Here is a 23,942-nt window from a genome sequence, read left to right on the forward strand (position 1 = left end):
GCTTATGATTCGCGAGGGAATAGTAATTGATTCACGAGCGATTGAGCAAGGCAGCTCCTATTCCACCGCAACAGCTGGGGACGTCCCGTTCGTGGCTGCGACCTCCGGTTCTCCTCTTCGCTGGATTTCGCTTAAAAGCTCGGCTGCAACTTCGCTGCTTTTGAAACGGATGCTGCAGTCTTCTTTCTTAGGAAAAGCCAGTAATGGAATAGCTCCGTACCAGACGGTTTCCTCGTCAATTACTGACGCGCACAGGCGCCCTTCGGCTTTGATGGAATAGTCGACGTTCATCTCGGCAAAAATCGCTTTTACGTCATCGCGCGGAGTCGAGGCAATTGAAATCTCAAGGGCAATCCCACGGACAATAGCGCTCGTGAGCGCGGCGGCGAGCTTCGCGAGGCATGCGGCGGATGCGTAGGGCGCGGCAATAAAAATGCTTTTCGTTGCGCTTGCGATGTCGTCCGCTAAAGCCTCCACGGCTGTTGCCGACCTAACGAGGATGTTTCGATCGGCCTGTTTGTTGTCATTTGCTGCAAAGACTTCATACCCCAGCTTGGCATAGGTCTTGAGTCTCTTCTGGTACATACGCGCGAGCATGGGTATCGACAAATCAACATAGTCGAATATCTCAACCCGCTGCTTGCCCTCGTGACTTCTATGTAGTCTGCCTGCCTGCTGCGTTATGCTGCCGTCCCAAGATATCGGTGTGGCAATGAGCAGAGTGTCAAGGTAAGACAGGTCGAAGCCCTCGCCCAGAAGGCCTTCGGTTGCGATGATAATTCGATGCTCATGCTCGAAGCCGGGAAGGCTGTTCAGTATTGCCTTTCTTTCTTTGGCGTCGATTTCTCCGGTTAAGAGTATGGGTTCGTGTCCGCGGCTTTGAAGCAGCCTACATAGCTCTTCGGCATGTTTTTTCCTTTTGGATAGCACAAGCGAATGTCGACCGTTTGACGCGGTATCGAGGGCATCGTCGACAATTGCTTCGTTTCTCGCTGTGTGCGCACACAGGAGATCGAGAACTTGATTAAAGGACGCCTCTGGTTTGTAGGCGGGTAGTCGAACTCCGGTAAAACGCGGCCTAACAACGCGCTGAATTCCCTGTTGGATTGCTTGCGTTTTTGGATCAATGACATGGCGAAGCGGGCCGCAGAGCATTGAGAGTGCTCGCGTGAGACCGTCCGAGCGTTCGGGCGTCGCAGAAAGGCCGTATACATATTTGGCTGGAGCGGACTTGAGGACAAGCTCAAGCTGTGGTGCGGCTGCATGGTGACATTCATCACAGATGACGAGGCCGTAATCACGAACGAACTCCTTGGCTATTGGTTCTCCGGTCTGGGGGTCCTTGCTGGACAGAGACTGGAATGAAGCAATGTCGATGAGATGGCTTATGGCGGTTTTACCTCCTCCGATTTGGCCAATGAGCGGCGGCTGCCTTTTACTGATTCGTCCTTTTGGGGTGCGGACTGGCTTTCTGTTATCAGTAATGTCGATAAACCGTTCGAGCTGGGATTTCCATTGGGCAATGAGCGCGGTCTTGGGAACGATGACGAGCGTTGGAAGACCGATGGTAGCAATAAGATAGGCTCCGATGACGGTTTTGCCGAAACCCGTCGGTGCAGACATGATTCCGTCTTCATAGTCGAGTATCTGTTCGGCGGCAATTTGCTGTTCAGGGCGAAGAGTCCCTTTAAATGCCATCACAATTGGATTGCCAGACTTGCGCTTGTCAGAATAGTGGGCAGCAACGCCGGCTTCTTGAAACAGCCACTCAAGCTGAGCCTTGCAGCCTCTGGGAATCGCGACGCAGCTGTCTCTAAGTTCGCTGAGGTCTATGTACCGCGGTTTGCCGAATACCGATTGATGCATAGATTGCGCGCGGAAGAATTCTGGGTTGGCAAATGTTGCAAGCCTGCGAACTTCCATTTGAGCTGCGGGACTCAGAGATTTTTCGGGGATATAGAGCATATCGGCCTGCGTGACGGACAGCGATGACGGGAAGTCCTGCGGCGTGAGCGGAAGCCGCTTTCGCGGCCTCTGAGAATGTGGCGCGGCGGTGTTTCCCACCACTGCAGCAGATATTCCATGCGGTTTATTGTCGATGCTCTCAATCAGATTTTGCACTGTTGCATGTGGAATCAGCTGAATTTGCGAAAGGTAAAGCCATTGATCGGGAAAGGGCTCAAATTGCTCGTCAACAAATACGCTGTTCCCTTTTCGCTGCGCTTTTCCTTGAAAAGGCAGTGCTATGAGATTTCCAAAGCCGCCCTCAGGAATGGTGGACTGCGCGGGCAGTATCCGGTCAAAAGCTTCAAAGGTGATTGTCTTGTTGAGCGCCGCTGCTTCGGTGATAAGGCTGCTTCCAAATTCTCGTGCGATCTTTGCGCTGGTGAGCTCTAGGAAGAAAAACCAGACATGTGTGCCGTTACCTGATCTCGATCGCTCGACCGCAGCATCGATTCCATGGTTTTTTTGCGACACGCCGAATGGCGTTTGTCGCTTCTTTCCAATCGGCTCCGTCAAAGTCGATGACCAGGACTTTTGTGTTGCTGTCATTATCGAGAACATATTGACCTATGACGTCTCGGAGTCTGTCGTCACTGCCCTTGAAATGGGAGATGATCGCGGTATCGCTCAACTCGGGGAAGACGCGGTTGCCACATTCAGCGCATTTGGTTTTCTGACGATTTGCTTTGGGACAAATGCCTGACTTCCACTCGTTTGCGCAAGCGGGCGTATAGCCGATTCCCCCGTCTTTTCTGCGGTACCCATGGGCGTAAACATCTTTGCGGCCAGTAAAGAGATTGCGAAAGAGCTCGAGTTTGTCGCGCGCTGGACTCGCACTGGTGACGATACCCTCGACCTGCGTCCGTCTATCGAAAGATGTGCCAGCTTTCTCCCATTCTTCGAGCGTTGCGTAACGGATGTCTGGGCCATTGCTGCAGATGACGATTTGGCCGTACGGCTCAGATACATGAACGAGTGCTTCCTTGAATTGGAATACCGTGTCCCCGATGAGGGCGTATTGATGCGTGACGGTGCTCATGTAAATGCCGTTCTTGTTGGGGTTCATTAAAATGAGAGTACGTTATTTTGGTTTTTTGGGCATCCGATTCTGATTTTGATTCGGTGATAGTGGAGTGCGGCTCCGTGAGTGGTGTTTGGCTGGTGCTAAAATATGTGGCAGCTGTTATTGAGTGGGTTTTAGCGGCTGCGGGGCGAGCTGGAGATCCTGGGAACTGCCTTCGAATAGGACCGGTGGGCAAAAAATGGCAAATATGAGTACTGTTGTTGCGACAGTATCATATCATCTGTAAAGTATTTAAGACCAATCGAGTGAAATCGAATATAACCAACCCTCTAAACATGACGATTTGGGGCATTATGGCGCTCGAAATTGGCGGTGAGATGCAAATTCAGCCAGATTTCGGTGCTACTAAATTTGTAGCAGTACTCATATTTGCCATTTTTTGACCAAGGGGTATCGCAAGGGGGTTGGATAAAGCATCGATCGCCTGCAATGGCTCAATTGGGCAGTTGTGCGGCAATTGAGTTGCGGCGTAATGGGAAGCTATTCGCAGCCTTTCGACTAAAACGGTCCCTTTACCGCCGCCATTCCTAAAGAGATGCCGGCGCGCCTTAAGTTGGGGCGTGCCGGCGTGATGGCTTTGCTGTGGCTGGGTGTACCTCGGCTGTTCGACTGTCCCAGCTTGTCCTGTCTAGCTAGGCAGACCTTTCTTAGCGTTTAACGTTTGCCCAGATAAAACCTGCCAAAATAAACCTGTCCCTAATTGGCAGGTTGGTAGCGGGGGCAGTAGCTGATGGCGATGGCATCGACGCCTACGTGGGTGGCGATGGTGCAGCCGATGGGACCGGTGCCCGCATCGACGCAGTCCTGGCCCGCGAGCGCCTGGTTGACGAGCTCTTGCTCTTCGACGGCGCCGGTTGTGAGCACGCGTACGCTCGCGCCCGGATGCTCGGCCAAAAAGTCGAGGCAATCGGCCATGGTGTTGGCAACGATGCGCTTGGCGCCGCGGCCCTTTTTGATGACTTTGATCTCGCCCGATTTCCACTCCGGCGAAACGGCCAGGCGAATGTTGAGCATCTGCGCGAGGTGGCCGGCGAGCTTGGGCGCGCGGCCGTTCTTAACAAGGTTCTCGAGCGTGCGGGGAATCAGTAACAGGTGGGCGTCAGGCAGCGTCGCGCGAATCTGCGCCTCGGTCTCGTCCAGGCTGCGGCCGTCATCGCGCATGGCGAGCGCGTATTCCACCAGCAAGCCCTCAGCGCCCGAGCCGGTGCGCGAGTCGACGCAGCGCACGTCGAGCTTATGGGCGTCAGCTACCAGACATGCGTTGGCATGGCAGGCGGACCACTCGCTGCATAGCGAGATAAAGATGGCGCTGCCATGGCCGTCGGCGAGCACGCGATCAAAGAGCGCCTTGAACTCGCCGGCGCTCGGCTGCGACGTGTGCGGCAACTGCTCGGAGTCGGCCATGCGGGCGATGTACTCCTCGGCGGTAATCTGCATCTGGTCGAGCAGATCCTCGCCTTCGATAACCACATGCAGTGGAATCACGTAAATGCCGAGTTCTTGGGCGCGGGCGGGGGAGATGTCCGACGTGGAGTCGGTTATGATGGCAAAAGACATAATTGCACCTTTCGTCGGGGCGCTTGTGCGCCGCCTTCTGAGAGCAAAGTGCGACAAGTATAGTGGAGTTGTTCCGCATTGCTAGGTTCAATTGTTGAATAGTCAACAGTTTTTAATGTTGGTGTGGAAATCATCAACTGGGGAAGAGGGATGCCGATGGGGGCACTGGAGATATGCAGGCGGCCGGTCGTGCTGTTTGATTTCGATGGTACGGTGGCCGATACGGGCCGGGCGGTGATGACCTCGACGCGCAAGGCGCTGACTGCGCGCGGGTTTTCGGAGGCGCAGATGGGTGACCTGCGCCGTATGATCGGGCCGCCCCTGTGGAAGAGCTTCCACGACTTTTACGGCTTTACGCGTGAGGAGTCGCTCGTGGTGGCCGACGAGTACCGTGCCTTTTTTGACGAGCTGGGTCCGGAGGAGTATCCCGTGTTCGATGGGATCCCCGCGCTGCTCGATGGTCTTGCCGCTCAGGGACATCGCTTGGCCGTGGCGACCTCTCGTATGGAGGCGAAGTGCATCGACATGGTGCATGAGCTGGGGCTTTGCCAGTTCGAAGCCGTGGTCGGCATGAATCCGCCGCAGGGGCGCGAGACCAAGGCGGATTCGGTCCGCGATGCGCTGGCGGCCCTGGGCGCGACCGCGGACGATGCCGTGATGGTTGGCGACCGCTTTAACGACGTCGAGGGCGCGCACGCAATGGGCGTGCCGTGCATCGGCATCTATTCGGGCGCGGCGGCGCCGGGCGAGCACGAGGCGGCGGGTGCCGACGCAGTGGTGCACTCGGTGGCCGAGCTTGCTAAACTTTTCGCTATCTAGGGACTTAATGTGAGGGGCGGGCGTGCTCGCCGCTCATTGGTAAGGAGGTCGTCCATGAATCAGGTGGAGCAGAGTGTTGCCGAGTACGTCGACGAGGTCTGGGAGGACGTCGTCGCCGATATCGAGCAGCTGGTGAGCTACCCGTCTGTTGCCGTTGCTGCCGATGCGGAGCCCGGTGCGCCGTTTGGCCGCCCGGTCCGTGACGCGCTCGATTGCGCGCTCGGCATCGCACAGAACCTCGGCTACCAGACGAGCGACGACGAGGGCTATGTGGGCATTGCCGATATCCCCGGTCGCGGCGACAAGCAGCTCGCGACCATCTGCCACGTGGACGTGGTGCCCGCCGGCCCGGGCTGGAACACCGACCCGTTTGCGATGGAGCGTCGCGAGGGCTGGCTGCTCGGCCGCGGCGTGATCGACGACAAGGGTCCGGCGGTACTGTCGCTCTACGCCGGCGCCTATCTGCTCAAGCACGGCATTACCCCGCGCTATACCTTCCGCGCCCTGCTGGGCTGCGATGAGGAAGTGGGCATGTCCGACGTTCACCATTATCTGGAGAACCACGCGAACCCCGACTTTTTGTTTACGCCCGATGCCGAGTTCCCGGTCTGCAATGCCGAGAAGGGCCAGTTTGGGGCGACGTTCGTGAGCTCCAAGATTGACGGCGGGCGCATTGTGTCCTGGGGCGGTGCCGAGGCGAGCAACGCTATTCCGTCGCAGTCTATCTGCGAGCTTGCGATTGCCGCCGATGAGCTGCCGGCGCCCGTTGAGAACGCCGACCGCCTGGAGATCACGGCGCTCGAGAACGGCCATGCCCGGATTTTTGCGCACGGTATCGGTGGCCATGCTTCGATGCCCGAGGGGACGATCAACGCCGTTGGCCTGATCGTGACGTACCTGCGCGAGGTCGAGGACGCGTTTGCCGCACGCGACGAGCACTTGCTGACGCCTGCCGAGCATGAGTTTGTCAAGTTTCTGGCCTTTGTACATGCGGATGCCTATGGCCGCGGCCTGGGTATCGACGCAACGAGCCCCGCGTTTGGCCCGCTCACGTGCAACCCCGGTGTCATCCGCGTGGCGGATGGCCACATTGAGCAGGTCATCGACGTGCGCTTCCCCGATAGCACGAGCGCCGATACCATCCGTGGGCAGCTCGAGCCGCTCGTGGGCCGCTTTGGCGTGACGTATCGCGTCGGCCGCGCCAAGGTACCGTTCTCGGTCTCTGCCGATGATCCGGCCGTGAAGGCGCTTATCGATACCTATAACGAGTTCACCGGCAAGCATGCCGAACCCTTTGCCATGGGCGGTGGCACGTACGCACGCAACTTTGCCCGCGCCGTGTCGTTTGGCCCCGAGGAGACCGGCCTGGAGCTGCCCGCATGGGGTGGCCAGATGCACGGCCCCAACGAGTGCGCCAACGAAGAACAGCTCAAGCAGGCGCTCAAGATCTACATCGTGGCGATCCTGCGTCTCAACGAACTCGAACTTTAAGGTTACGCGGTTTTACCAAACTGCGTAACGGCTCGACGCTGCAAACGCCCCTAAGCGGCAATCTGACGTTCAATCGTCGGTCGCGTACCAAAGTACGCTTCCCTCCTCTTTCACGTCACCTTGCTCGCTTAGGGGCGTTTTCGCTGACTTATGCTCAACCTGCGGGGTTTCCAAGGTAGTCGTTGGGTGTTCTTAAATGACTAGTCAAACAAGAACGTCCAACGACTAGTCGTTTAAGAACGTCCCCAATGACTACCTTGTAAAAGGTGGACCATGCTTGTCGGCGGGTTTGTTATTTGTTTGTAAAGCTGAACCGCGCTTGCGGTAAGGGTCTATCAAATGCCCGTAAGAAACCGCAGATAAGGCTGTTGTCGCCCGATCGAGGCCGTATCTTTCCAAACAGCAAAGCGGGCAGGGTGTCCGCGAGTCGCATGTATGAAAGGAAGATCATGCTCGATCAGGCTTATTCTCGTCGTCAGTTCCTCGGCCTCGCTGGTGGTCTCGCCAGCATCGTCGGTCTCGGTCTCGTTGGTTGCGGCGGCGCAGGCGCTTCTAACACCGCCGACAAGGGCAGTGCCGCTGCCGAGTCCGTCTCCGGCGAGGTGACCTACGACGGCGCCTCCTCGTTCCAAGCTCTCGTCGAGGCCGCTGCCGAGAAGTTCATGGATGCCAACCCGGACGTCTCCATCTCCGGCTCGGGCAACGGTTCGGGCAAAGGTCTGACCGCTGTTGCCGCCGGCACCGTCACCATCGGTAACTCCGACGTCTTCGCCGAGACCAAGCTCGAGGCCGACCAGGTCAAGAACCTCGTCGATCACGAGGTCGCCGTCGTGGGCATGGGCCCCGTCGTCTCCAAGAACGTGACGGTCGACGATCTGTCCCTCGAGCAGCTCAAGGGCATCTTCTCTGGCCAGATCACCAACTGGAAGGAGGTCGGCGGCGACGACGCCACCATCGTCGTCCTCAACCGCAAGGCCGGCTCCGGTACCCGCGCCACCTTCGAGGCCGCCGTCTTTGGCGACGAGGCCGTCGACTTTAAGGGCGACGCCGAGCTCGACAAGTCCGGCGACGTCCAGACCCAGATGGCCAGTACCGACAACGCCATCTCCTACCTGGACTTCTCGCACTTCGACGACTCCAAGTTCAACGCCGTCAAGGTCGAGGGCGTCGAGCCCAAGAGCAAGAACGTCACCGACGACTCCTTCAAGATCTGGGCTACCGAGCACATGTACTGCGCCAAGGACGCAGACGAGGCCACCAAGGCCTTCCTGGACTTTATGCTTTCCGACGACGTCCAGGGCAAGCTTGTCGAGGAGCAGGGCTTTATCCCCGTCTCTGCCATGAAGGTCGTCAAGGACGCCAGCGGTAAGGTCTCCGCTAAATAGGTAATCGCCCCCGGAAAGGTTTGCAATGGCAAAACAGCTGCCAAAGCGCGACCTTGAGAACGTGGGCCTGGGCGTCACGGGCGCGTGCGTAGCGCTCGTGACGCTTGTTGTTGCCGCGCTTATCTTCATGGTCGCCCAAAAGGGCCTCTCGGCTTTTGTTAAGGATGGCGTTTCGGTCGTCGAGTTCTTCACTGGTACCAAGTGGGACCTGGCTAACACAGCCGAAAACGGTCTGCCTTACACCGGCGCCCTGCCCCTGATCGTCACCTCGTTTGCGGTCATGGTACTCTCCACGCTCATCGCACTGCCCATCGCTATCGGCTCTGCCATCTTTGCGGTCGAGATCCAGTCTAAGTTTGGTTCCAAGGTCTTTCAGCCGCTTATTGAGCTTTTGACCGGTATTCCCTCGGTTGTCTTTGGCCTGATCGGCTTTCACGTGGTCGTCGGCCTTATGAAGAGCGTTTTCCACGTAAGCACGGGCTTGGGCATCTTGCCCGGCGCCATCGTGCTGGCCGTCATGATCCTGCCGACGATGACCACGCTTTCGGTCGATGGCCTGCGCGCTGTGCCCGATAGCTACCGTCAGGGCTCGCTCGCGCTGGGCTACACCCGCTGGCAGACCATCTGGCACGTGGTGCTCAAGTCCGCCATGCCGTCGCTCATGACTGCGGTCATCCTTGGCATGACGCGTGCCTTTGGCGAGACGCTCGCCGTGCGCATGGTCATCGGCGGCATCGAGGCCATGCCGACGTCGCTGCTGTCGCCGGCGTCCACCATCACCACCACGCTCACCACGTCCATGGCGGTCTACGCCGAGGGCTCGGCCCAGGACGACGTCCTGTGGGCACTCGGTCTGCTGCTGATGGGCATGAGCCTCATCTTCATCCTGATCATCCATCTCATTGGCCGCAAGGGGGCGAAGGCTCGTGGCTAGCACGCGCATCCACATCGACGAGGCGAGGCTCGGGCGTGTCCAAAAACAGGATCGCATCGCCACGGGCGTGCTGACGGCGATCGTCGCCATCGTCATGCTCATCGTCATCTCCATGGTGGCCTATATCCTGTTCGAGGGCATCTCGACGCTGTTCCAGCCGGGCTTTCTCACAGAGCCGTCGCGCGCCAACGGAACGCAGGGCGGCGTGCTCTACCAGCTGTTCGACTCGTTCTACCTGCTGCTGATCACCTTAGGTATCTCGGTGCCCATCAGCCTGGGCGGCGCGGTCTTTTTGGTTGAGTACGCGCCCGATGGACCCATCCGCGACATCGCCTCCACCGCCATCGAGACGCTGTCTTCGCTGCCTTCCATCGTCGTCGGCATGTTCGGCTTTTTGGTGTTCTCGGTGCAGCTGGGCTGGAAGTACTCCATCATCTCCGGCGCCGTCGCGCTCACCATGTTCAACATCCCCATTCTGGTGCGCGTGATCCAGCAGGCGCTCGAGGACGTGCCGCAGGCCCAGCGCGATGCGTGTCTGGCGATGGGCCTTACTCGCTGGGAGGCCACGCTGCACATCCTGATTCCCGAGGCCATGCCCGCCATCGTGACCGGCATCGTGCTTTCGGCAGGCCGCGTCTTTGGCGAGGCCGCGGCGTTGCTCTTTACCTCGGGCATGAGCTCGCCGGTTCGTCTGAACTTTTTGAGCTTAAACCTGTCGAGCCCCACCTGCGCCTGGAACGTGTTCCGCCCCGGTGAGTCGCTCGCCGTGCACATCTACAAGATCTATGGCGAGGGCAGTCCCGAGGCCCAGCAGATCGTTTGGGGCACCGCCGCACTGCTGATGATCTGCGTGCTGCTGTTTAACGTGATCGCCCGTATCGTGGGCAAGCAACTGGCAAGGAGGATGACGGCCGAATGAGCGAGATGAGCACAACGCCCGCAACCGAAGCAGCATCGTCCGAGACCCGGGACTTCCTGTCGAGTGTGGGGGAGAGCGAGAAGCGCGTGCGCGTGAGCGGCAAGGCCGTGAGCGACGAGGTCGTGCTCTCTACCAAGGACGTCAACGTGTACTATGGCGACCACCATGCGCTGCACGATACGTCGCTCGACTTTCACAAGGGCGAGATTACGGCGCTTATTGGGCCTTCGGGCTGCGGTAAGTCGACCTTTTTGCGCAGCCTCAACCTCATGAATCGCGAGATTCGCGGCTGCCGCGTGGAGGGCGAGATCAACTACCGCGGGCGCAATGTGAATACCAAGACCGAGAACACGTACGAGCTGCGCCGTTCCATTGGCATGGTGTTCCAACAGCCCAACCCGTTCCGCAAGTCCATCCGCGACAACATCACATTTGCGCCCAAGCGCCACGGCATCACCGACCGCGACGAGCTCGACCGCATGGTCGAGGAAAGCCTGCGCGGCGCGGCGCTGTGGGACGAGGTCAAGGACAAGCTCGACAAGAGCGCCTATGCGCTTTCGGGCGGCCAGCAGCAGCGTCTGTGCATCGCGCGCACGCTGGCGCTCAACCCCGACGTGATCCTGTTTGACGAGCCCTGCTCGGCGCTCGACCCCATCTCGACGCTGGCGATCGAGGACCTGATGTCATCGATCGTGGCCGATCGCGCCATCGTCATCGTGACGCACAACATGGAGCAGGCGTCGCGTGTGTCCAACCGCACGGCGTTCTTCTACATGGGCGATATGGTCGAGTACGACGAGACTGACGAGATTTTTCAACGGCCCAAAGATAAGCGGCTGAATGATTACCTCACCGGCATGTTCTCCTAGTCCGGGACATGCTTGAGGCCCGCGGCGGCCACGGTTGCCGCGGGGCTGATTGGAGAGGCGGGTCATTTCTTTTGCGAGATGGCCCGCCTTTTTGCTCTGCGACCGAATCGACCACCACAAAGGGGACAGGCACCTTCGTGGTGGTTTTTCGAATAACGAGGCGCCTGCCCAAAACCACCACGAAGGTGCCTGTCCCCTTTGTGGTGGTTTTCGCTATCATGGACAACGTTGAATTTCTACGAAGGAGCAGGGCATATGGCGATTCTTTTGGGATGCGATTCCGTCAGCCTAGAGTTTCCCACCAAGCATATTTTCGATAGCGTGACGCTCGGCGTGGGCGAGGGCGACCGCATTGGTATCGTCGGCAAAAACGGCGACGGCAAGTCGACGCTGCTGAGCGTGCTCGCCGGCACGCTGGAGCCCGACGACGGCCGCGTGACGCATCGCCGCGGCACCACGATCGGCCTGCTCGGCCAAAAGGACGACCTGGTCGATACTGATACCGTGCATCATGCCGTTGTGGGCGACGCCCCCGAGTACGAGTGGGCGTCGAGCCCCCGCACGCGCCAGATCCTCGCCGGCCTCATCAGCGATGTGCCCTGGGAGGGCACGGTGGGCGAGCTCTCGGGCGGTCAGCGCCGTCGCGTGGACCTCGCGCGCTTGCTGATCGGCGATTACGACGTGCTCATGCTCGACGAGCCCACCAACCACCTGGATATGCGCACCATCAACTGGCTCGCGCGTCACTTAAAGGCCCGCTGGCAGCGCGGCCAGGGTGCCATGCTCGTGGTCACGCACGACCGCTGGTTCTTGGACGAGGTCTGCACCAGCATGTGGGAGGTCCACGACGGCCAGGTCGATCCCTTCGAGGGCGGCTATTCGGCATACATCCTGCAGCGCGTGGAGCGCGACCGCATGGCCGCCGTTACCGAGGAGCGCCGTCGCAACATGGCGCGCAAGGAGCTCGCGTGGCTGAGCCGCGGTGCCCAGGCTCGTTCCACCAAGCCCAAGTTTCGCGTGGATGCCGCTCGCGAGCTGATCGCCGACGTGCCGCCCGTGCGTGACGAGCTGGAGCTCAAGCGCCTCGCCGTGAGCCGCCTAGGCAAGCAGGTTATCGATGTGGTCGACGTGGACGCCGGCTATGCGGATGTCGATGGCGCGCCCAAGCAGGTACTCTCCGACGTGACCTGGTTCATTGGTGCGGGCGACCGCTATGGTCTTTTGGGCGAGAATGGCGCTGGCAAGTCGACGCTGCTTGATGTGATCCAGGGCAAAATTGCGCCCACGCGCGGCCGCGTGAAGATTGGCCAGACAGTGCGCTTTGGCGTGCTGTCGCAGCAGCTCGAGGAGCTCGAGCCCTTCATGGGCGACACGATTCGCGAGGTGCTCAGCAACTATAAGAAGTACTACGTCATCGACGGCAAGGAGACTTCGCCCGAGAAGCTCTGCGAGCGTCTGGGCTTTACGACGCAGCAGCTCTGGAGCCGCATCGGCGATCTTTCGGGCGGCCAGCGCCGTCGCCTGTCGCTGCTGCTGACAATCCTGGACGAACCCAACGTGCTCATCCTGGACGAGCCCGGCAACGACCTGGATACCGACATGCTCGCGATTGTCGAGGACCTGCTCGACGGCTGGCCCGGCACGTTGATCCTGGTGACGCACGACCGCTTTTTGATGGAGCGCGTGACCGACCAACAGTGGGCGCTGCTCGACGGCCACCTGACGCATATGCCCGGTGGCGTGGACCAGTACCTGCGCCTGTGCAACGCTACCGCCGAGGGCGAGCCCGTGGGCGCGCCGAGCGCCAAGACCGGCACGTTTGACACCGGTGCCGCGGCAGCTGCGGCCGAAAAGCCTAAGGCAAGCGGTCAGCCCAATGGCCTTTCCAACGCCGAACGTCAGAAGCTCCGCCGCGAGGTGAGCTCGCTCGAGCGCAAGATGGAGACGCAGCGCGCTCGCGTTGAGGAGGCCGAGGCCGCGATGGCCCAGGTCGATCCCACCAACTACACGGCGCTCGGCGAGCAGCAGGCAAAGATCGACGAGGCTCACGCCGCCATGGACGAGCTGGAGATGGCGTGGCTCGAGGCGAGCGAAAAGCTCGAGGGCGAGGAGTAAGCGAGAATGATCAAAGCCGCGTTTTTCGATATCGACGGTACGCTGCTGAGCTTTAAGACCCACCGGATTCCGGCGTCGGCGCAGCAGGTGCTCGACAGCTTTCGCGAGCAGGGGATTGCGTGCGTGATCGCCACGGGCCGTCCGACCTACCAGATGCCGGACTGGCTGTTCGACCTGGGCTGGGATGCGTACATTACGCTTTCGGGCCAGCACTGCTTTGATGCCGAGGGAGTTTACCGCAGCTGCCCGATCGATCCGGACGACGTCGCGGTGATTGTGGACCAGGTGGCGCAGGGGCGCTACGACTCGCTGTGCATGCAGGGCGAGAACTCGTTTGTGAACCGCCTGTCCGAGCGCGTGGTGACGGCTGGCAGCAACGCGGGAATCGTCTACCACGAGGAGCCGTTTGAGCACGCCTTTGACGCACCGGTCTACCAGTTCTGCGCCTTTGTGGACCCGGCCGACGAACATATCGTGACCGACGCCGTGTCGCATTCGCTCACCACGCGCTGGTGCGACCTGTTCTGCGACATTATTCCCGCTAACGGCGGCAAGGACCTGGGCGTGGCGGCGACGCTCGAGCGGCTTGGTATCGACGCGAGCGAGGCGATTGCCTTTGGCGACGGCGAGAACGACCTGTCGATGTTCTCGGCCGTGGGCACAAGTGTGGCCATGGGCAACGCGCAGGACACGGTGAAAGCTGCAGCGACCTATGTGACGACCGCCGTGGACGACGACGGCATCTGCAACGCCGCGAAGCACTTTGGACTGTTATAACTGCGGCTCGGCACTTAGGGATGCTCCTTTTCTGCCGGCAGCTGGGGGACACTCCTTGCGGGGCGTCCCCATTTTGTTTTCGTCCCGCACGTTTTGTGAAACACGGCTAACTTTTAGACAAAGTAGTAAGACATGGGCAACTTTTGCGGTAAAGTTAGCCGTGGAAAGTATCCAAAGGCTAACTAGCAATCATCGCGAAAGGCGGCCCATGGCCCTACGTGAATCCGGAGAAGACTATCTCGAATCGATCTACGTTCTGTCGGAACGTCAGGGCATCGTGCGCTCGATCGACGTCGCGGAGTACCTCGGCGTAACCAAGGCGAGCGTTTCCAAGGCCATGGCGACGCTGGAAAGCAACGGCTATGTCGAAATGGGCAAGCGCGACGTTCATCTGACGGAGTGTGGTCTGGAGGTCGCTCGCCAAATGTGGGAGCGTCACTGCTTTTTCGTGGGGCTGCTGGAGGATGCGGGTGTTTCGGCTGAGGTCGCGTCGCAAGAGGGCTGCCACATGGAGCACTGCCTGAGCGAGGAGAGCTTTGAGAAGCTGAGGGCGATGCTGGGACGGGAAGATGTGGCGGGCCCAACAACGGAAGCCTAACTGACTCACAGTGGCGCCGAGTTCGCGCAAAGCGCGAACCAGCGACCGGGACCAGTAGTCCCGCCAACCAAGTCCAACTCAGACAAGGAATCCCGCAAGCAAGCGATGCCCAAGAACCTTCAGCTGTGTCAATGCAGGCCGGGACCGGGTTTGGTTTTGAAAACACTCCGCAGCGCGAGGCCCGTCTTTCCGTTGCTCCGCAGGAGCAGGAAAGACGGGCCTCATGCGCGAGGACGTTTTCAAAACCAAGCCCGGTCCCGGCCGGACAGCCCACGAACGCTACAGGTTCTTGACACCCATCGCGCGCATGGCGTTCAGGATGGCGATGATCGCCACGCCTACGTCGCCGAACACGGCAAGCCACATGTCGGCAATGCCCAGCGCTGCCAGCACCAGGATCAGCAGCTTAACGCCCAGCGCAAAGATGATGTTCTGCCAGACAATCGCCATGGTCTTGCGCGCCACGCGGATCGCGCGGGAAATGTTGGACGGCTTGTCATCCATGAGCACAACATCGGCGGCCTCAATCGCGGCGTCGGAACCCATAGCGCCCATGGCAATGCCCACATCGGCGCGCGTAAGCACGGGTGCGTCGTTGATACCGTCGCCGACAAAGGCGAGCTTGCCCTTGCCGCTTTCGGCCGCGAGCAACGCCTCAACACGCTCGACCTTATCGCCCGGCAGCAGCTGCGCGTGGAACTCGTCGAGACTGAGTTGCTTGGCCACAGAAGCCGCAACCTCCTCGCGGTCGCCCGTGAGCATGACGGTGCGCTTGACGCCGGCGGCGTGCAGGTCGCTGATCGTCTGCTCGGCATCGGCCTTGACGGTGTCTGCAATCACGATGTGGCCGGCGTACACGCCGTCAACGAGCACATGCAGAATCGTGCCGACGACCTCGCAATCGGGCGCTTCGACTCCGGCCGCGGCGAGCATCTTTGCGTTGCCAACGACGACGTGCTTGCCGTCGATGGTTGCCGTCACGCCATGGCCCGCGTCGTTGGTGGAGTCGCTTACGCGCTTGGGGTCGACCTCGCCCTGGTAGGCGACACGTACGGACTGCGCGATGGGGTGATCGGAGAACGACTCAGCAAGGGCTGCGACTTCGAGCAACGACTGCTCGGTATAGCCGGCCTCGGGGTGTACCGCGACCACCGAGAACGTGCCGTTGGTGAGGGTGCCCGTCTTGTCAAAGACGACGGTGTCCACGTCGGCGAGCGTCTCGAGGTAATTAGAACCCTTGATGAGAACGCCCAGCTTGGACGCGCCGCCGATGCCGCCAAAGAAGCTCAGCGGCGCGCTGATCACGAGCGCGCACGGGCAGCTGACGACCAGGAAGGTCAGGCCGCGCAGGATCCAGTCGGACCAGGCGCCGGTGACCAAGCCGCCGCCGAGCGCGAGTACCGCGGCAGCGCCGGTGACGGCGGGCGTGTAGATGCGGGCAAAGCGCGTGATGAAGTTCTCGGTGCGCGCCTTCTTTTCGCTGGCGTTTTCTACGAGCTCCAGGACGCGCGCGACGGTGGACTCGCCAAAGGGCTTGGTGGTGCGCACGTGGATGAGCCCCGTCATGTTGATGCAGCCGCTGATGATATCGTCTCCGGTTTTGGCCGGGCGGGGGACCGACTCACCGGTAAGGGCGGCGGTGTCGAGCTGGGTTTCGCCTTCGACGATGACGCCGTCGATGGGCACGCGCTCGCCGGGCTTGACCACGATGACGGTGCCGACGGCGATGTCATCGGGGAAGACCTGTTCGAGTGTGCCGTCGGGTTGTTCGACGTTGGCGTAGTCGGGTGCGATGTCCATCATGGCGCTGATCGATTTACGGCTCTTACCCACGGCGTATGCCTGGAACAGCTCGCCGACCTGGTAGAACAGCATGACGGCGGCGCCTTCGGCCATGTGCGGATCGGTGTCGGGGAAGAGCACCATGGCAAACGCGCCGATGGTCGCGACGGCCATGAGGAAGCTCTCGTCGAAGGCCTTGCCGCGGCGGATGTTATTGAATGCCTTTTGCAGTACGTCGTAGCCGGCAATCAAAAACGGCACGAGGAACAGCACAAAGCTGGCGTAGATGTCGCCCGGGGTGCCGAATGCGGCAGTGAGGGTGCCGAGCTCATCGAGGGCGTACACCACGGCAAAAATGCCCAGCGCTACCAGGATGCGGTTGCGCTTATGCTCGAGTGACTCTTTTTTCTTGCGCTTCTTCTTTTTCTTCTTGGGGTCGGCGGTGGCCATGACTCGTATCCTCCCATTTGAATGTATGAACACTCGCTCATACAATTTCGCGAGCAAAGGCCGCGGCAAGCGCGGCCTTGCGTGTTGGCGTAAACCTGGGCTAGAGAATGATCTCGCAGTCCGGCTCGGCGTCGGCGGTGAACTCCACAACGCGGTCGAGGACCTCGTCGAACTCGGCTTCATCGGCCTCGAGCGTTAGCTTCTGGGTCATAAAGTTGACCGAAACGGACTTGACGCCCTCGAGCTTGGCCAGCTCGTCCTGAAGCTTACGCGCGCAGTTGGCGCAGTCGATCTCATCGAGCTTAAACTGCTTTTTCATGGTGGGTTCCTTTCCCTGTATTTGCGGCTTGGGTGCAGGCCGCGCTGGTACCGTGGTTAGTCGCTATTCGCAGATGTGGCTCATGCCCTGGTTGAGCATGGTGTAGACGTGGTCGTCGGCGAGCGAGTATAGGATATTGCGCCCGTCGCGCCGGAATTTAACCAGGTGCGACTGCTTGAGTGTACGCAGCTGATGCGACACCGCGGACTGCGAGGTTTCGGTCGCTTCGGCGATGTCTGCCACGCAGAGCTCGCGGCCCATGAGGGCATAGAGGATCTTGATGCGCGTGGTGTCGCTGAAGACCTTGAACAGGTCGGCGAGGTCGTAGAGAAGCTCCTCGTCGGGAAGGTCCTCGGGCGAGCAGGTGGTGGGGATCGCGGGTTCGGTGGCCTCGATGTCAGGTTTCGTTTCATCAACGCGGATGCTCATTGCAATATCCCTTCATATGAACATGCGCTCATATAACTTGCTTCCGATTATATGAGTGTATGTTCATATGTCAATACAATTTGCGATAATTTCGATGACTGCTTTCCGCCTCTGCGATTTTCTGTGGGTTGGGAGACATCGACGCAATGCTCGCCAACATATTTCGAGATGTTCGGCTAGCATGCTAAGAAAGCCACCTTGAGAAGCATTAGAACTGTTCATATTTGTACTTTATCGTGTTAAATACCGCGAGAATCAGTTCTTCCTCTACGGGAGTTCCTGCAGAATCAGTTTTATCTAAAGTTATATTGAGCATTGCTGCGGCAAATCCGGCACATCGGCGGCCGAATTAGTCGAAAAATGTAGGTGGACATCCGCAGAGATCGACTTTAGAAGAGTGAATTCTCAATCAGATTAATAATCGTGTCGTCTTCCGTGCGGTTTTCATCGATTTTTGCGGACATGTCGCATTCCCAAGGCCCATTGATTTCTTCAGCAAGGGCCCCGACGTGTTGCATGTCGTCGGGTTCGGGCACATCGTTGATGCTCGGGTCATCAGCTTGCGGATATTGGCTTGCAATTTCGCGCTTGGCGGACTCTTCTTCTTTGAGAGCCTCCAGGACGCGGCGACCGTATTCGAAGTAGCGCCGCAAGACAAATTGACGAAGAGTTTCTTGTAGGATGGCGAAGTTATCCGGGAGTCGACCAGGCCAGATCTTCTCGCGAATGCGAATCGCTTCCATGACCCGTCTAAAAGCGGACTACTTGAAAAACGAATGACGACTAACTGTGATAACGGCATATCCCATGTTTCGCAGCGTGTTGCGGCGTTCCTCGTCAATTGATTGCTGCTCGGGCTCGTCGTGGTAAAAGCCGTTGTATTCGATATCGGTCATCGAATTCTCGAGTAGCGCGTCGAGGTAGAAAACCGTCCGTCGCGTTAGGGCGGCGTATCTTTTGGGGACTGGAATCGGATAATCCGTTTTGATAGCGCGTATGGCTAAGCCACCCATTGACTTGGGCATCGTCAGCATCATGACAAACGCCGTTTCGAGTGGGGAGCGACAGCCTTCGCGTACATAAGAAAGTGCCTTAAGGGCTTTATTAGATCCACGATACCCCGACGCCTTTGAAAAGAAGGCTCTGAGCTCTTCAACGCTGGTTAGGGCCGGGCGCTCGCGATATTGAGTTTCGTTGGACGTTTCAAGCGCGTAGGAGCCGCAGATTTCAAAGTAATACTCAACGAGCTCCGAAAGGTTGAGGTCGGCTGTTGCTTCTAACGCGCACAGCTTGATATCGACGATGAAGACGTTCGGCTCGAGTTCTAGGTAGCTTTCTGCATCAAACGTATAGCGCGTGCAGTGGCAGATGCGGCCCTTGCGGTGCCTTTTGGAATTATTGGAAAACGTCAGCACATGGATGCTTTCAGAATCGACATTCTTTCTGTTGAGCCATGCTCGTGCCGCTTCCAGGTCGGATGTGGTCGGCGCAGACGCCCTGATCTTTTCCATAGGTATGGGATCGGTCGCGTAGCTTGCGAGCGAGTTGGCTGTTTGGTATACAGCGCGTGCCGTGGTATGTGACAGAACGATTCCCATACGCGCATGATGGCATAGCGGACGCCACATACGCCCGAAACTTCGGGCAATGGTATTGGGGTGCGGCTTATCTTCTGCGAACGGTGGGTTTTTGAGCTGTCGTATTGAGGGGGGCAGCTTCGGCCGGGGAGGTTTCTGCCAGCTGCGCCTTTTTTGGTGAACTTTAGTTGCGGGTTCGTAGCTTCTAAGCGTTTTTGCCGACCGCCCAGATGCCTCACCAACATAATTTGAGTTATTCGGCCTTTTCCTATACGAATGGTGCGATTACAATGTCCTATTTGAATTGATTCAGGTAGATTAATGGGGCTTGGTTGCGAAATTAAGGCGACTACAGCGCTCGATTGCGGTTCAAGGGGCCTTGACTAGTGGTTCAGCTGGCCGAACAACTCGAAAAATGTAGGTGGGCCAACCTGTCGACTGTGTGAAGCACGCGTATTTGCTTGTTTTGATGAAAACTAGGGTGCAGCCATAAGGCTGCGCCCTAGTTTATTGCGTGCCGGTGCGCCCAGACGGATTGCGCTGTGCCTGGCAGGCGCTCCCGCAGATGGATCGGTTATTTCGCGAATAGGTTCTTGAGGTTGAACTCGGCTTGGACGGTGCGGAGCATGAGGTCGGTGTCGTCCAGACCCAGATGCTGCTCGTTGGCATCGGCGGCGAGGGTTCCGCGGCGGCGCGCCCAGTTCTCGAGCGCGGCGGGGGCGGACTCGCGGGGGAGCGAGCGGACGTCGGCATCCAGGCTGCGGCAGATCTGGCGCGAATCGATGACGATAATCTTGCCGGCACGGCGCGCCTCGGCGTAACCGTCCAGGTGAATTTTGAACCAGCTGTCCTCGAACGCGGCGTTATGCGCCATGTACGGGTACTTCTTCATAAGCTTGAGCAGCTGCTTCTGCAGTTCCTTGTTCTCGCGGAACGGCTTTTTGCCGTCGATGTCGTCCCAGGTGATGTGGTGGATATTCGACAGCGGCACATCTTCGCCGCGGTAGATGTCGGGCAGGCCACAGTAGTGCGCCTCGGCGTCATGCGGGACGGCGTCGCTAGTGAGTTCCATGATCTCCCAGCCGACGTTGATGATATAACCGCGTTCGGGTGCACGGCCGGTGGTCTCGATGTCGATACCGAGCACGGTGCCCTGGATGGGCTTACGGGCGTAGGCCACGCCGAGCGCGTCGCGGTCGCCGCGGATCTCGCGCATAACGGACGCGGCGGTGCGCTTTTGCATCTTGCCGATGGCGGCGCAGGTGTCGGCATCGGACAGGCCGCGCGAAAGCGTCGCGGGCGTCACGTTGCGCAGGCGCGCCTCGCCGATCTGATCGCACAGGTCGCGGTTGCGGTCGGCCAGGTCGCGCACGGTGGCAAAGTCGAAACCGGGGTCGCCCTCGGCGGTAAAGTACTCGGTTTCGAGCGCCTTAAGGGCCTCCTCGCCCTTCTGGCGCTCGGACTCCATGGCGCCGTGATCGCCATAGATAAACATGGGAATAAACGGCTGGCGCTCGTATTCGAGTGCTTGCGAAACGTTCATAGGCTGCTCCTTGGACGGGCCGCGTCGCGCGGCTCGGGGTTACTGAGTTGTGGCGAGATGATAGTTTACCATGGGCAACTATTGGCACCGCGCCCGGGACTACTACAATACCCTAGTTGACCGCTAGGACTTTTACAATGCTGCCGAAAGACACGAAAGGTTCCATCCGTCATGGATTTACTGATAGATATTCTGCTCGATGCCGGCAAAGACACGCTCTCGCTGGTGCCGTTTTTGTTGGTGACGTACCTTGCGCTCGAGACGCTCGAGCATGTTGCGGGCGACCGCGTTAACGGCGCCATCAAGCGCGCTGGCGCTGCGGGCCCCGTGGTTGGCTCGTTGTTGGGCATGGTGCCGCAGTGCGGCTTTTCGGCCATGGCGGCCACGCTGTACGCCGGTCGCGTCGTGACGCTGGGCACGCTGGTTGCGGTGTTCCTCTCGACCTCAGACGAGATGCTGCCGCTGTTGCTAGCCGAGCAAGTTCCCGTGCAGACCATGGCGATGCTTTTGGCTTCGAAGGCGCTGATCGCGCTGGTCACGGGCTTTATCGTGGATGCCGCCATTCGCGGCCTGCGTCGTAACGCTCGCGCGCATGCGGCGATTCGCCGTACCGTGCTGGGAACCGCGGCCAACCCGGCCCACGTGAACTGCGCGCACGATGACCACACTGGCGGTGACATCATCGACGAGGTGGCAGAGGCGGGCGTGAGCGCCGACCACATCCACGAGTTGTGCGAGCGCGACCATTGCGGCTGTGATGAAGACGAGGACGAGCACGAACACGGACATGGCCACGATCACGGTCATGAGGGCGAGCATGAACATCATGATGGCCACGGTCGCTCCCACTCACACGAAGGTGCGCCCGCCGTGTCGATTATCCGCAGCGCCATCTCGCATACCGTGCATGTATCGGTATTCATTTTCCTGGTGACGCTGATTCTGGTCGCCGTGCTCGAGACCTTCGGCGAGTCCGCAATCGAGCAGTTCCTGCGCGGCAACGAGACGCTCGCCGTCCTGGGTTCGGCGCTTGTCGGCCTGATCCCCAACTGTTCTGCGAGTGTGGTCATCACGCAACTGTACCTGGAAGGCGCGCTGCAGCTGGCCCCGATGCTCGCCGGCACGCTCATCTCTGCCGGCGTGGGCTACCTGGTGCTGTTCCGCACCAATCGCAGCGCCCGCGAAAACGTCCTGTTCCTGATCATGATGTACGTTATCGGTGCCGGCTGGGGACTCGTTCTCTCCGCCTTTGGTCTCTAAGCCCAAAATTCTACCTTGGTCAGCGTAGCAGCTCGGTGAGGTTGCGCTTAAAGCGGGCGCGATCTTCGCTGGTGAAGGCTGCCGGCCCGCGGGTGCGACCGCCAGCGCGGCGCACCTTCTTTTCTTCGTGACGAATAAACAGCTGCATATCGATGGTCGCTTTGTCGTAGACGCGCCCGCGCACGCCGATGGCGGCGGCATCGCGTCCGAGCACCATGCTCGCCAGACCTATGTCCTGCGTCACGACCACGTCGCCAGTCTGCAGGCGCTCAATAATGGCAAAGTCGGCGCTATCGGCTCCCACACTCACATCGAGCGTCGTGACCCAAAAGCCCCGACGCGCATGCTCGGCGTCGCGCGGATCGTCGCGGCGAATGTGGCGTTCCAGGTTTTGCGTGCTGTTGCCGGCGATAACGACGGCAACGCCCGCCCTCCGCGCGCAGTCGATCGACTCGCGCGTGACCGGGCAGGCGTCGGCATCAATAAAAAGCGTCTTTGGCATCTAGCGCACCAGTTTGCCAAATTGAATAGCGCGAACAATCAGTGTCACGCCAAACACCAGCAGCGCGGCGCCGCTAAAGATGACGAGCATCTTGGCCGACCACAGCGGATAGATAAACACGAACATGCCCGCAATGATGGAGAGTGCGCCGCTCAGGATGGCGAGGGCGCGGTTGGCGGAAAGTTCGGATTCCAGAATCGACATGACGCCCTCGACGATCCAGCCAAAGCCGGCCACGACCACCACAAGCGTGCTGAGCGTCGCGGTCGAAAGCGCCTGGTTGCGCAGGATCACCACGCCGCCCAAGATGATGAGCAGGTTGGCGAGGATGCTCGTGACGCGCCAGCCGGCGGGCAGCAGCGGCTCAAAAATGGCGGTGAACAGCCTGACGCCAGCCGTGATTACAAAGTAGAAGCCCAGTACGGTCGTCAAAAAGACGAGGGTCTTAGCGGGTGCAAACAGCAGCGCGATGCCGGCGATGAGCGCGATGACACCCGTGGCGGCGTAGATCCAGCGCACGGCTTTAATCGCCTTGCCTGCCATGCTCTTCTCGTCAAATCCAAACAGACTCGATTGTTGGTCGTCATTCTTAAAGATGCCCATGAGGCCTCCTTTCCGTGCGGCGTAAGCCGCGATCGTTACAACCAGTATCGCCTAAAGGCGCTGGCGTATGGGCCGGGGAGGGCGAAACGCAACCCAAAGGCCCCGATTTGTTTCCGTTGTTCCCCACGTTGCGATTTTCTATTCAACAGGTGTAGAACATTGCAGCTCTGTTCGTTATTGCCTGCGTTTTAGGTTAGATTTTCCTAAGAACAATTGGCTTTTTGGGGGTCCCTATGAACGAAGCAGTTCCCGTGGTGCCGTTGAGCGCCGAGTCGATGGCAAAGCAGGGTTGCGAAAAGCTTGGCCTGGATGCGTTTGATGCGCTGATCCGTCGCGCCCGCACATGCCGCCGTTTTGACGAGTCCATGCGCGTGCCGCGCGAGTTTTTGCTCGAGCTGGCAGAGCTGGCGCACCTGGCTCCCTGTGGCGCCAATGCTCAGCGCTTGCGTTTTCATGTGGTGAGCGGTGCCGAGGACTGCGCTCGCGTGTTTGACGAGCTCGCATGGGCCGGGGCGCTCAAGGACTGGCCGGGTCCTGCCGAGGGCGAGCGCCCGACCGGCTACATTGCAGTTCTTGCCGAGCGCACCGTTCCCGGCAAACCCGCCGCGCCTATCACCGAGGTCGACACGGGCATCGCGGCTCAGACGATGATGCTCACCGCGCGCAGCGCAACGCCTGAGGTGGCGGCTTGCATGTTCAAGGCCTTTACGCCCCGCGCGATCGATGCGATGGGGCTCGACGGCGACAAGTATGAGCTCAAGCTGATCATGGCTTTTGGCGTGCCGGCCGAGACCCAGGTTATCGACGCGATCGATTCCAACCCCGACGGTTCTATTAATTACTGGCGCGACGAGGCGCAGGTGCATCACGTGCCCAAGCGTCCGCTTGCCGACGTACTGGTGTAGCTGCGCGTCGTTGCGGTGCA

Annotated in this window: 22 protein-coding genes; 11 read left to right on the forward strand and 11 right to left on the reverse strand. The window is 59.6% G+C overall.

The window, feature by feature from the left end; all coding sequences use genetic code 11:
• Positions 1–57: 57 nt before the first annotated feature.
• The 3 genes from DWX25_RS02550 to DWX25_RS02560 form a co-directional block, all read right to left on the reverse strand.
• A complete protein-coding gene (locus DWX25_RS02550; protein ID WP_158557555.1) occupies positions 58–2,478 on the reverse strand; it encodes a DEAD/DEAH box helicase family protein in 2,421 nt (806 codons plus the stop codon).
• On the reverse strand, positions 2,423–3,043 hold the full coding sequence (locus DWX25_RS09440) for a hypothetical protein (RefSeq protein ID WP_158557556.1): 621 nt from the start codon (positions 3,041–3,043) through the stop codon (positions 2,423–2,425). The genes DWX25_RS02550 and DWX25_RS09440 overlap by 56 nt, the downstream gene beginning before the upstream one ends.
• Before the next feature lie 741 nt (positions 3,044–3,784).
• Complete coding sequence (locus DWX25_RS02560; protein WP_117798698.1) at positions 3,785–4,645, reverse strand: DegV family protein; 861 nt, start codon at positions 4,643–4,645, stop codon at positions 3,785–3,787.
• A 156-nt stretch (positions 4,646–4,801) separates the two neighbouring features.
• On the opposite strand from DWX25_RS02560, the gene DWX25_RS02565 reads away from it, so the two are divergent.
• The 9 genes from DWX25_RS02565 (at position 4,802) to DWX25_RS02605 (ending at position 14,552) form a co-directional block, all read left to right on the forward strand.
• Positions 4,802–5,464 (forward strand): HAD hydrolase-like protein, encoded by a 663-nt coding sequence (locus DWX25_RS02565; protein ID WP_233505190.1) that lies wholly within the window; start codon positions 4,802–4,804, stop codon positions 5,462–5,464.
• Positions 5,465–5,518: 54 nt separating this feature from the next.
• Positions 5,519–6,955 carry a M20 family metallopeptidase gene (locus DWX25_RS02570; protein ID WP_117798703.1) on the forward strand — a complete coding sequence of 479 codons (1,437 nt, stop codon included), beginning with the start codon at positions 5,519–5,521 and terminating at the stop codon, positions 6,953–6,955.
• Positions 6,956–7,404: 449 nt separating this feature from the next.
• The gene (locus DWX25_RS02575; protein ID WP_117798705.1) at positions 7,405–8,340 is read left to right on the forward strand and encodes a phosphate ABC transporter substrate-binding protein; all 936 of its coding nucleotides are present in this window, start codon (positions 7,405–7,407) and stop codon (positions 8,338–8,340) included.
• 25 nt (positions 8,341–8,365) lie between these two features.
• Positions 8,366–9,274: a phosphate ABC transporter permease subunit PstC gene (gene pstC, locus DWX25_RS02580; RefSeq protein ID WP_117798707.1), complete on the forward strand. Its 909-nt coding sequence runs from the start codon at positions 8,366–8,368 to the stop codon at positions 9,272–9,274.
• Positions 9,267–10,193, forward strand: coding sequence for a phosphate ABC transporter permease PstA (gene pstA / locus DWX25_RS02585; RefSeq protein WP_199412294.1), 927 nt, complete (start codon positions 9,267–9,269; stop codon positions 10,191–10,193). Before pstC ends, pstA begins: the two co-directional genes overlap by 8 nt.
• A complete protein-coding gene (gene pstB, locus DWX25_RS02590; protein WP_117798711.1) occupies positions 10,190–11,062 on the forward strand; it encodes a phosphate ABC transporter ATP-binding protein PstB in 873 nt (290 codons plus the stop codon). The genes pstA and pstB overlap by 4 nt, the downstream gene beginning before the upstream one ends.
• 255 nt (positions 11,063–11,317) lie before the next feature.
• On the forward strand, positions 11,318–13,177 hold the full coding sequence (locus DWX25_RS02595) for an ABC-F family ATP-binding cassette domain-containing protein (RefSeq protein ID WP_117798712.1): 1,860 nt from the start codon (positions 11,318–11,320) through the stop codon (positions 13,175–13,177).
• 6 nt (positions 13,178–13,183) lie between these two features.
• Positions 13,184–13,954 carry a Cof-type HAD-IIB family hydrolase gene (locus DWX25_RS02600; protein ID WP_117798714.1) on the forward strand — a complete coding sequence of 257 codons (771 nt, stop codon included), beginning with the start codon at positions 13,184–13,186 and terminating at the stop codon, positions 13,952–13,954.
• A 208-nt stretch (positions 13,955–14,162) separates the two neighbouring features.
• Positions 14,163–14,552 (forward strand): metal-dependent transcriptional regulator, encoded by a 390-nt coding sequence (locus DWX25_RS02605; protein WP_117798716.1) that lies wholly within the window; start codon positions 14,163–14,165, stop codon positions 14,550–14,552.
• A 279-nt stretch (positions 14,553–14,831) separates the two neighbouring features.
• On the opposite strand, the gene DWX25_RS02610 is transcribed toward DWX25_RS02605, so the two are convergent.
• The 6 genes from DWX25_RS02610 to DWX25_RS02635 form a co-directional block, all read right to left on the reverse strand.
• Entirely contained in the window at positions 14,832–16,784 is a 1,953-nt protein-coding gene (locus DWX25_RS02610) for a heavy metal translocating P-type ATPase (protein ID WP_199412295.1), read from the reverse strand.
• A gap of 100 nt (positions 16,785–16,884) precedes the next feature.
• Positions 16,885–17,103, reverse strand: a complete 219-nt coding sequence (locus tag DWX25_RS02615; RefSeq protein WP_117735568.1) for a cation transporter — start codon at positions 17,101–17,103, stop codon at positions 16,885–16,887.
• 63 nt (positions 17,104–17,166) lie between these two features.
• Positions 17,167–17,532 (reverse strand): helix-turn-helix transcriptional regulator, encoded by a 366-nt coding sequence (locus tag DWX25_RS02620; RefSeq protein WP_055285819.1) that lies wholly within the window; start codon positions 17,530–17,532, stop codon positions 17,167–17,169.
• Positions 17,533–17,921: 389 nt separating this feature from the next.
• A complete protein-coding gene (locus DWX25_RS02625; RefSeq protein ID WP_117798718.1) occupies positions 17,922–18,275 on the reverse strand; it encodes a hypothetical protein in 354 nt (117 codons plus the stop codon).
• Positions 18,276–18,293: 18 nt separating this feature from the next.
• Positions 18,294–19,043 (reverse strand): hypothetical protein, encoded by a 750-nt coding sequence (locus DWX25_RS02630; RefSeq protein WP_117798719.1) that lies wholly within the window; start codon positions 19,041–19,043, stop codon positions 18,294–18,296.
• A 640-nt stretch (positions 19,044–19,683) separates the two neighbouring features.
• Positions 19,684–20,652 carry a 3'-5' exonuclease gene (locus DWX25_RS02635; protein WP_117583776.1) on the reverse strand — a complete coding sequence of 323 codons (969 nt, stop codon included), beginning with the start codon at positions 20,650–20,652 and terminating at the stop codon, positions 19,684–19,686.
• A 171-nt stretch (positions 20,653–20,823) separates the two neighbouring features.
• Here DWX25_RS02635 and DWX25_RS02640 point away from each other — a divergent pair, with 171 nt between their 5' ends.
• Complete coding sequence (locus DWX25_RS02640) at positions 20,824–21,912, forward strand: putative manganese transporter (RefSeq protein ID WP_117798721.1); 1,089 nt, start codon at positions 20,824–20,826, stop codon at positions 21,910–21,912.
• Positions 21,913–21,931: 19 nt separating this feature from the next.
• Here DWX25_RS02640 and DWX25_RS02645 read toward each other — a convergent pair whose 3' ends face one another.
• Positions 21,932–22,414 carry a DUF188 domain-containing protein gene (locus DWX25_RS02645; protein WP_117742979.1) on the reverse strand — a complete coding sequence of 161 codons (483 nt, stop codon included), beginning with the start codon at positions 22,412–22,414 and terminating at the stop codon, positions 21,932–21,934.
• Complete coding sequence (locus DWX25_RS02650; protein WP_117798723.1) at positions 22,415–23,017, reverse strand: HdeD family acid-resistance protein; 603 nt, start codon at positions 23,015–23,017, stop codon at positions 22,415–22,417.
• Positions 23,018–23,250: 233 nt separating this feature from the next.
• Here DWX25_RS02650 and DWX25_RS02655 point away from each other — a divergent pair, with 233 nt between their 5' ends.
• The gene (locus DWX25_RS02655; RefSeq protein ID WP_117798724.1) at positions 23,251–23,922 is read left to right on the forward strand and encodes a nitroreductase family protein; all 672 of its coding nucleotides are present in this window, start codon (positions 23,251–23,253) and stop codon (positions 23,920–23,922) included.
• Positions 23,923–23,942 lie beyond the last annotated feature (20 nt).

This window comes from Collinsella sp. AF18-8LB, assembly GCF_003459795.1.
Lineage (GTDB): Bacteria > Actinomycetota > Coriobacteriia > Coriobacteriales > Coriobacteriaceae > Collinsella.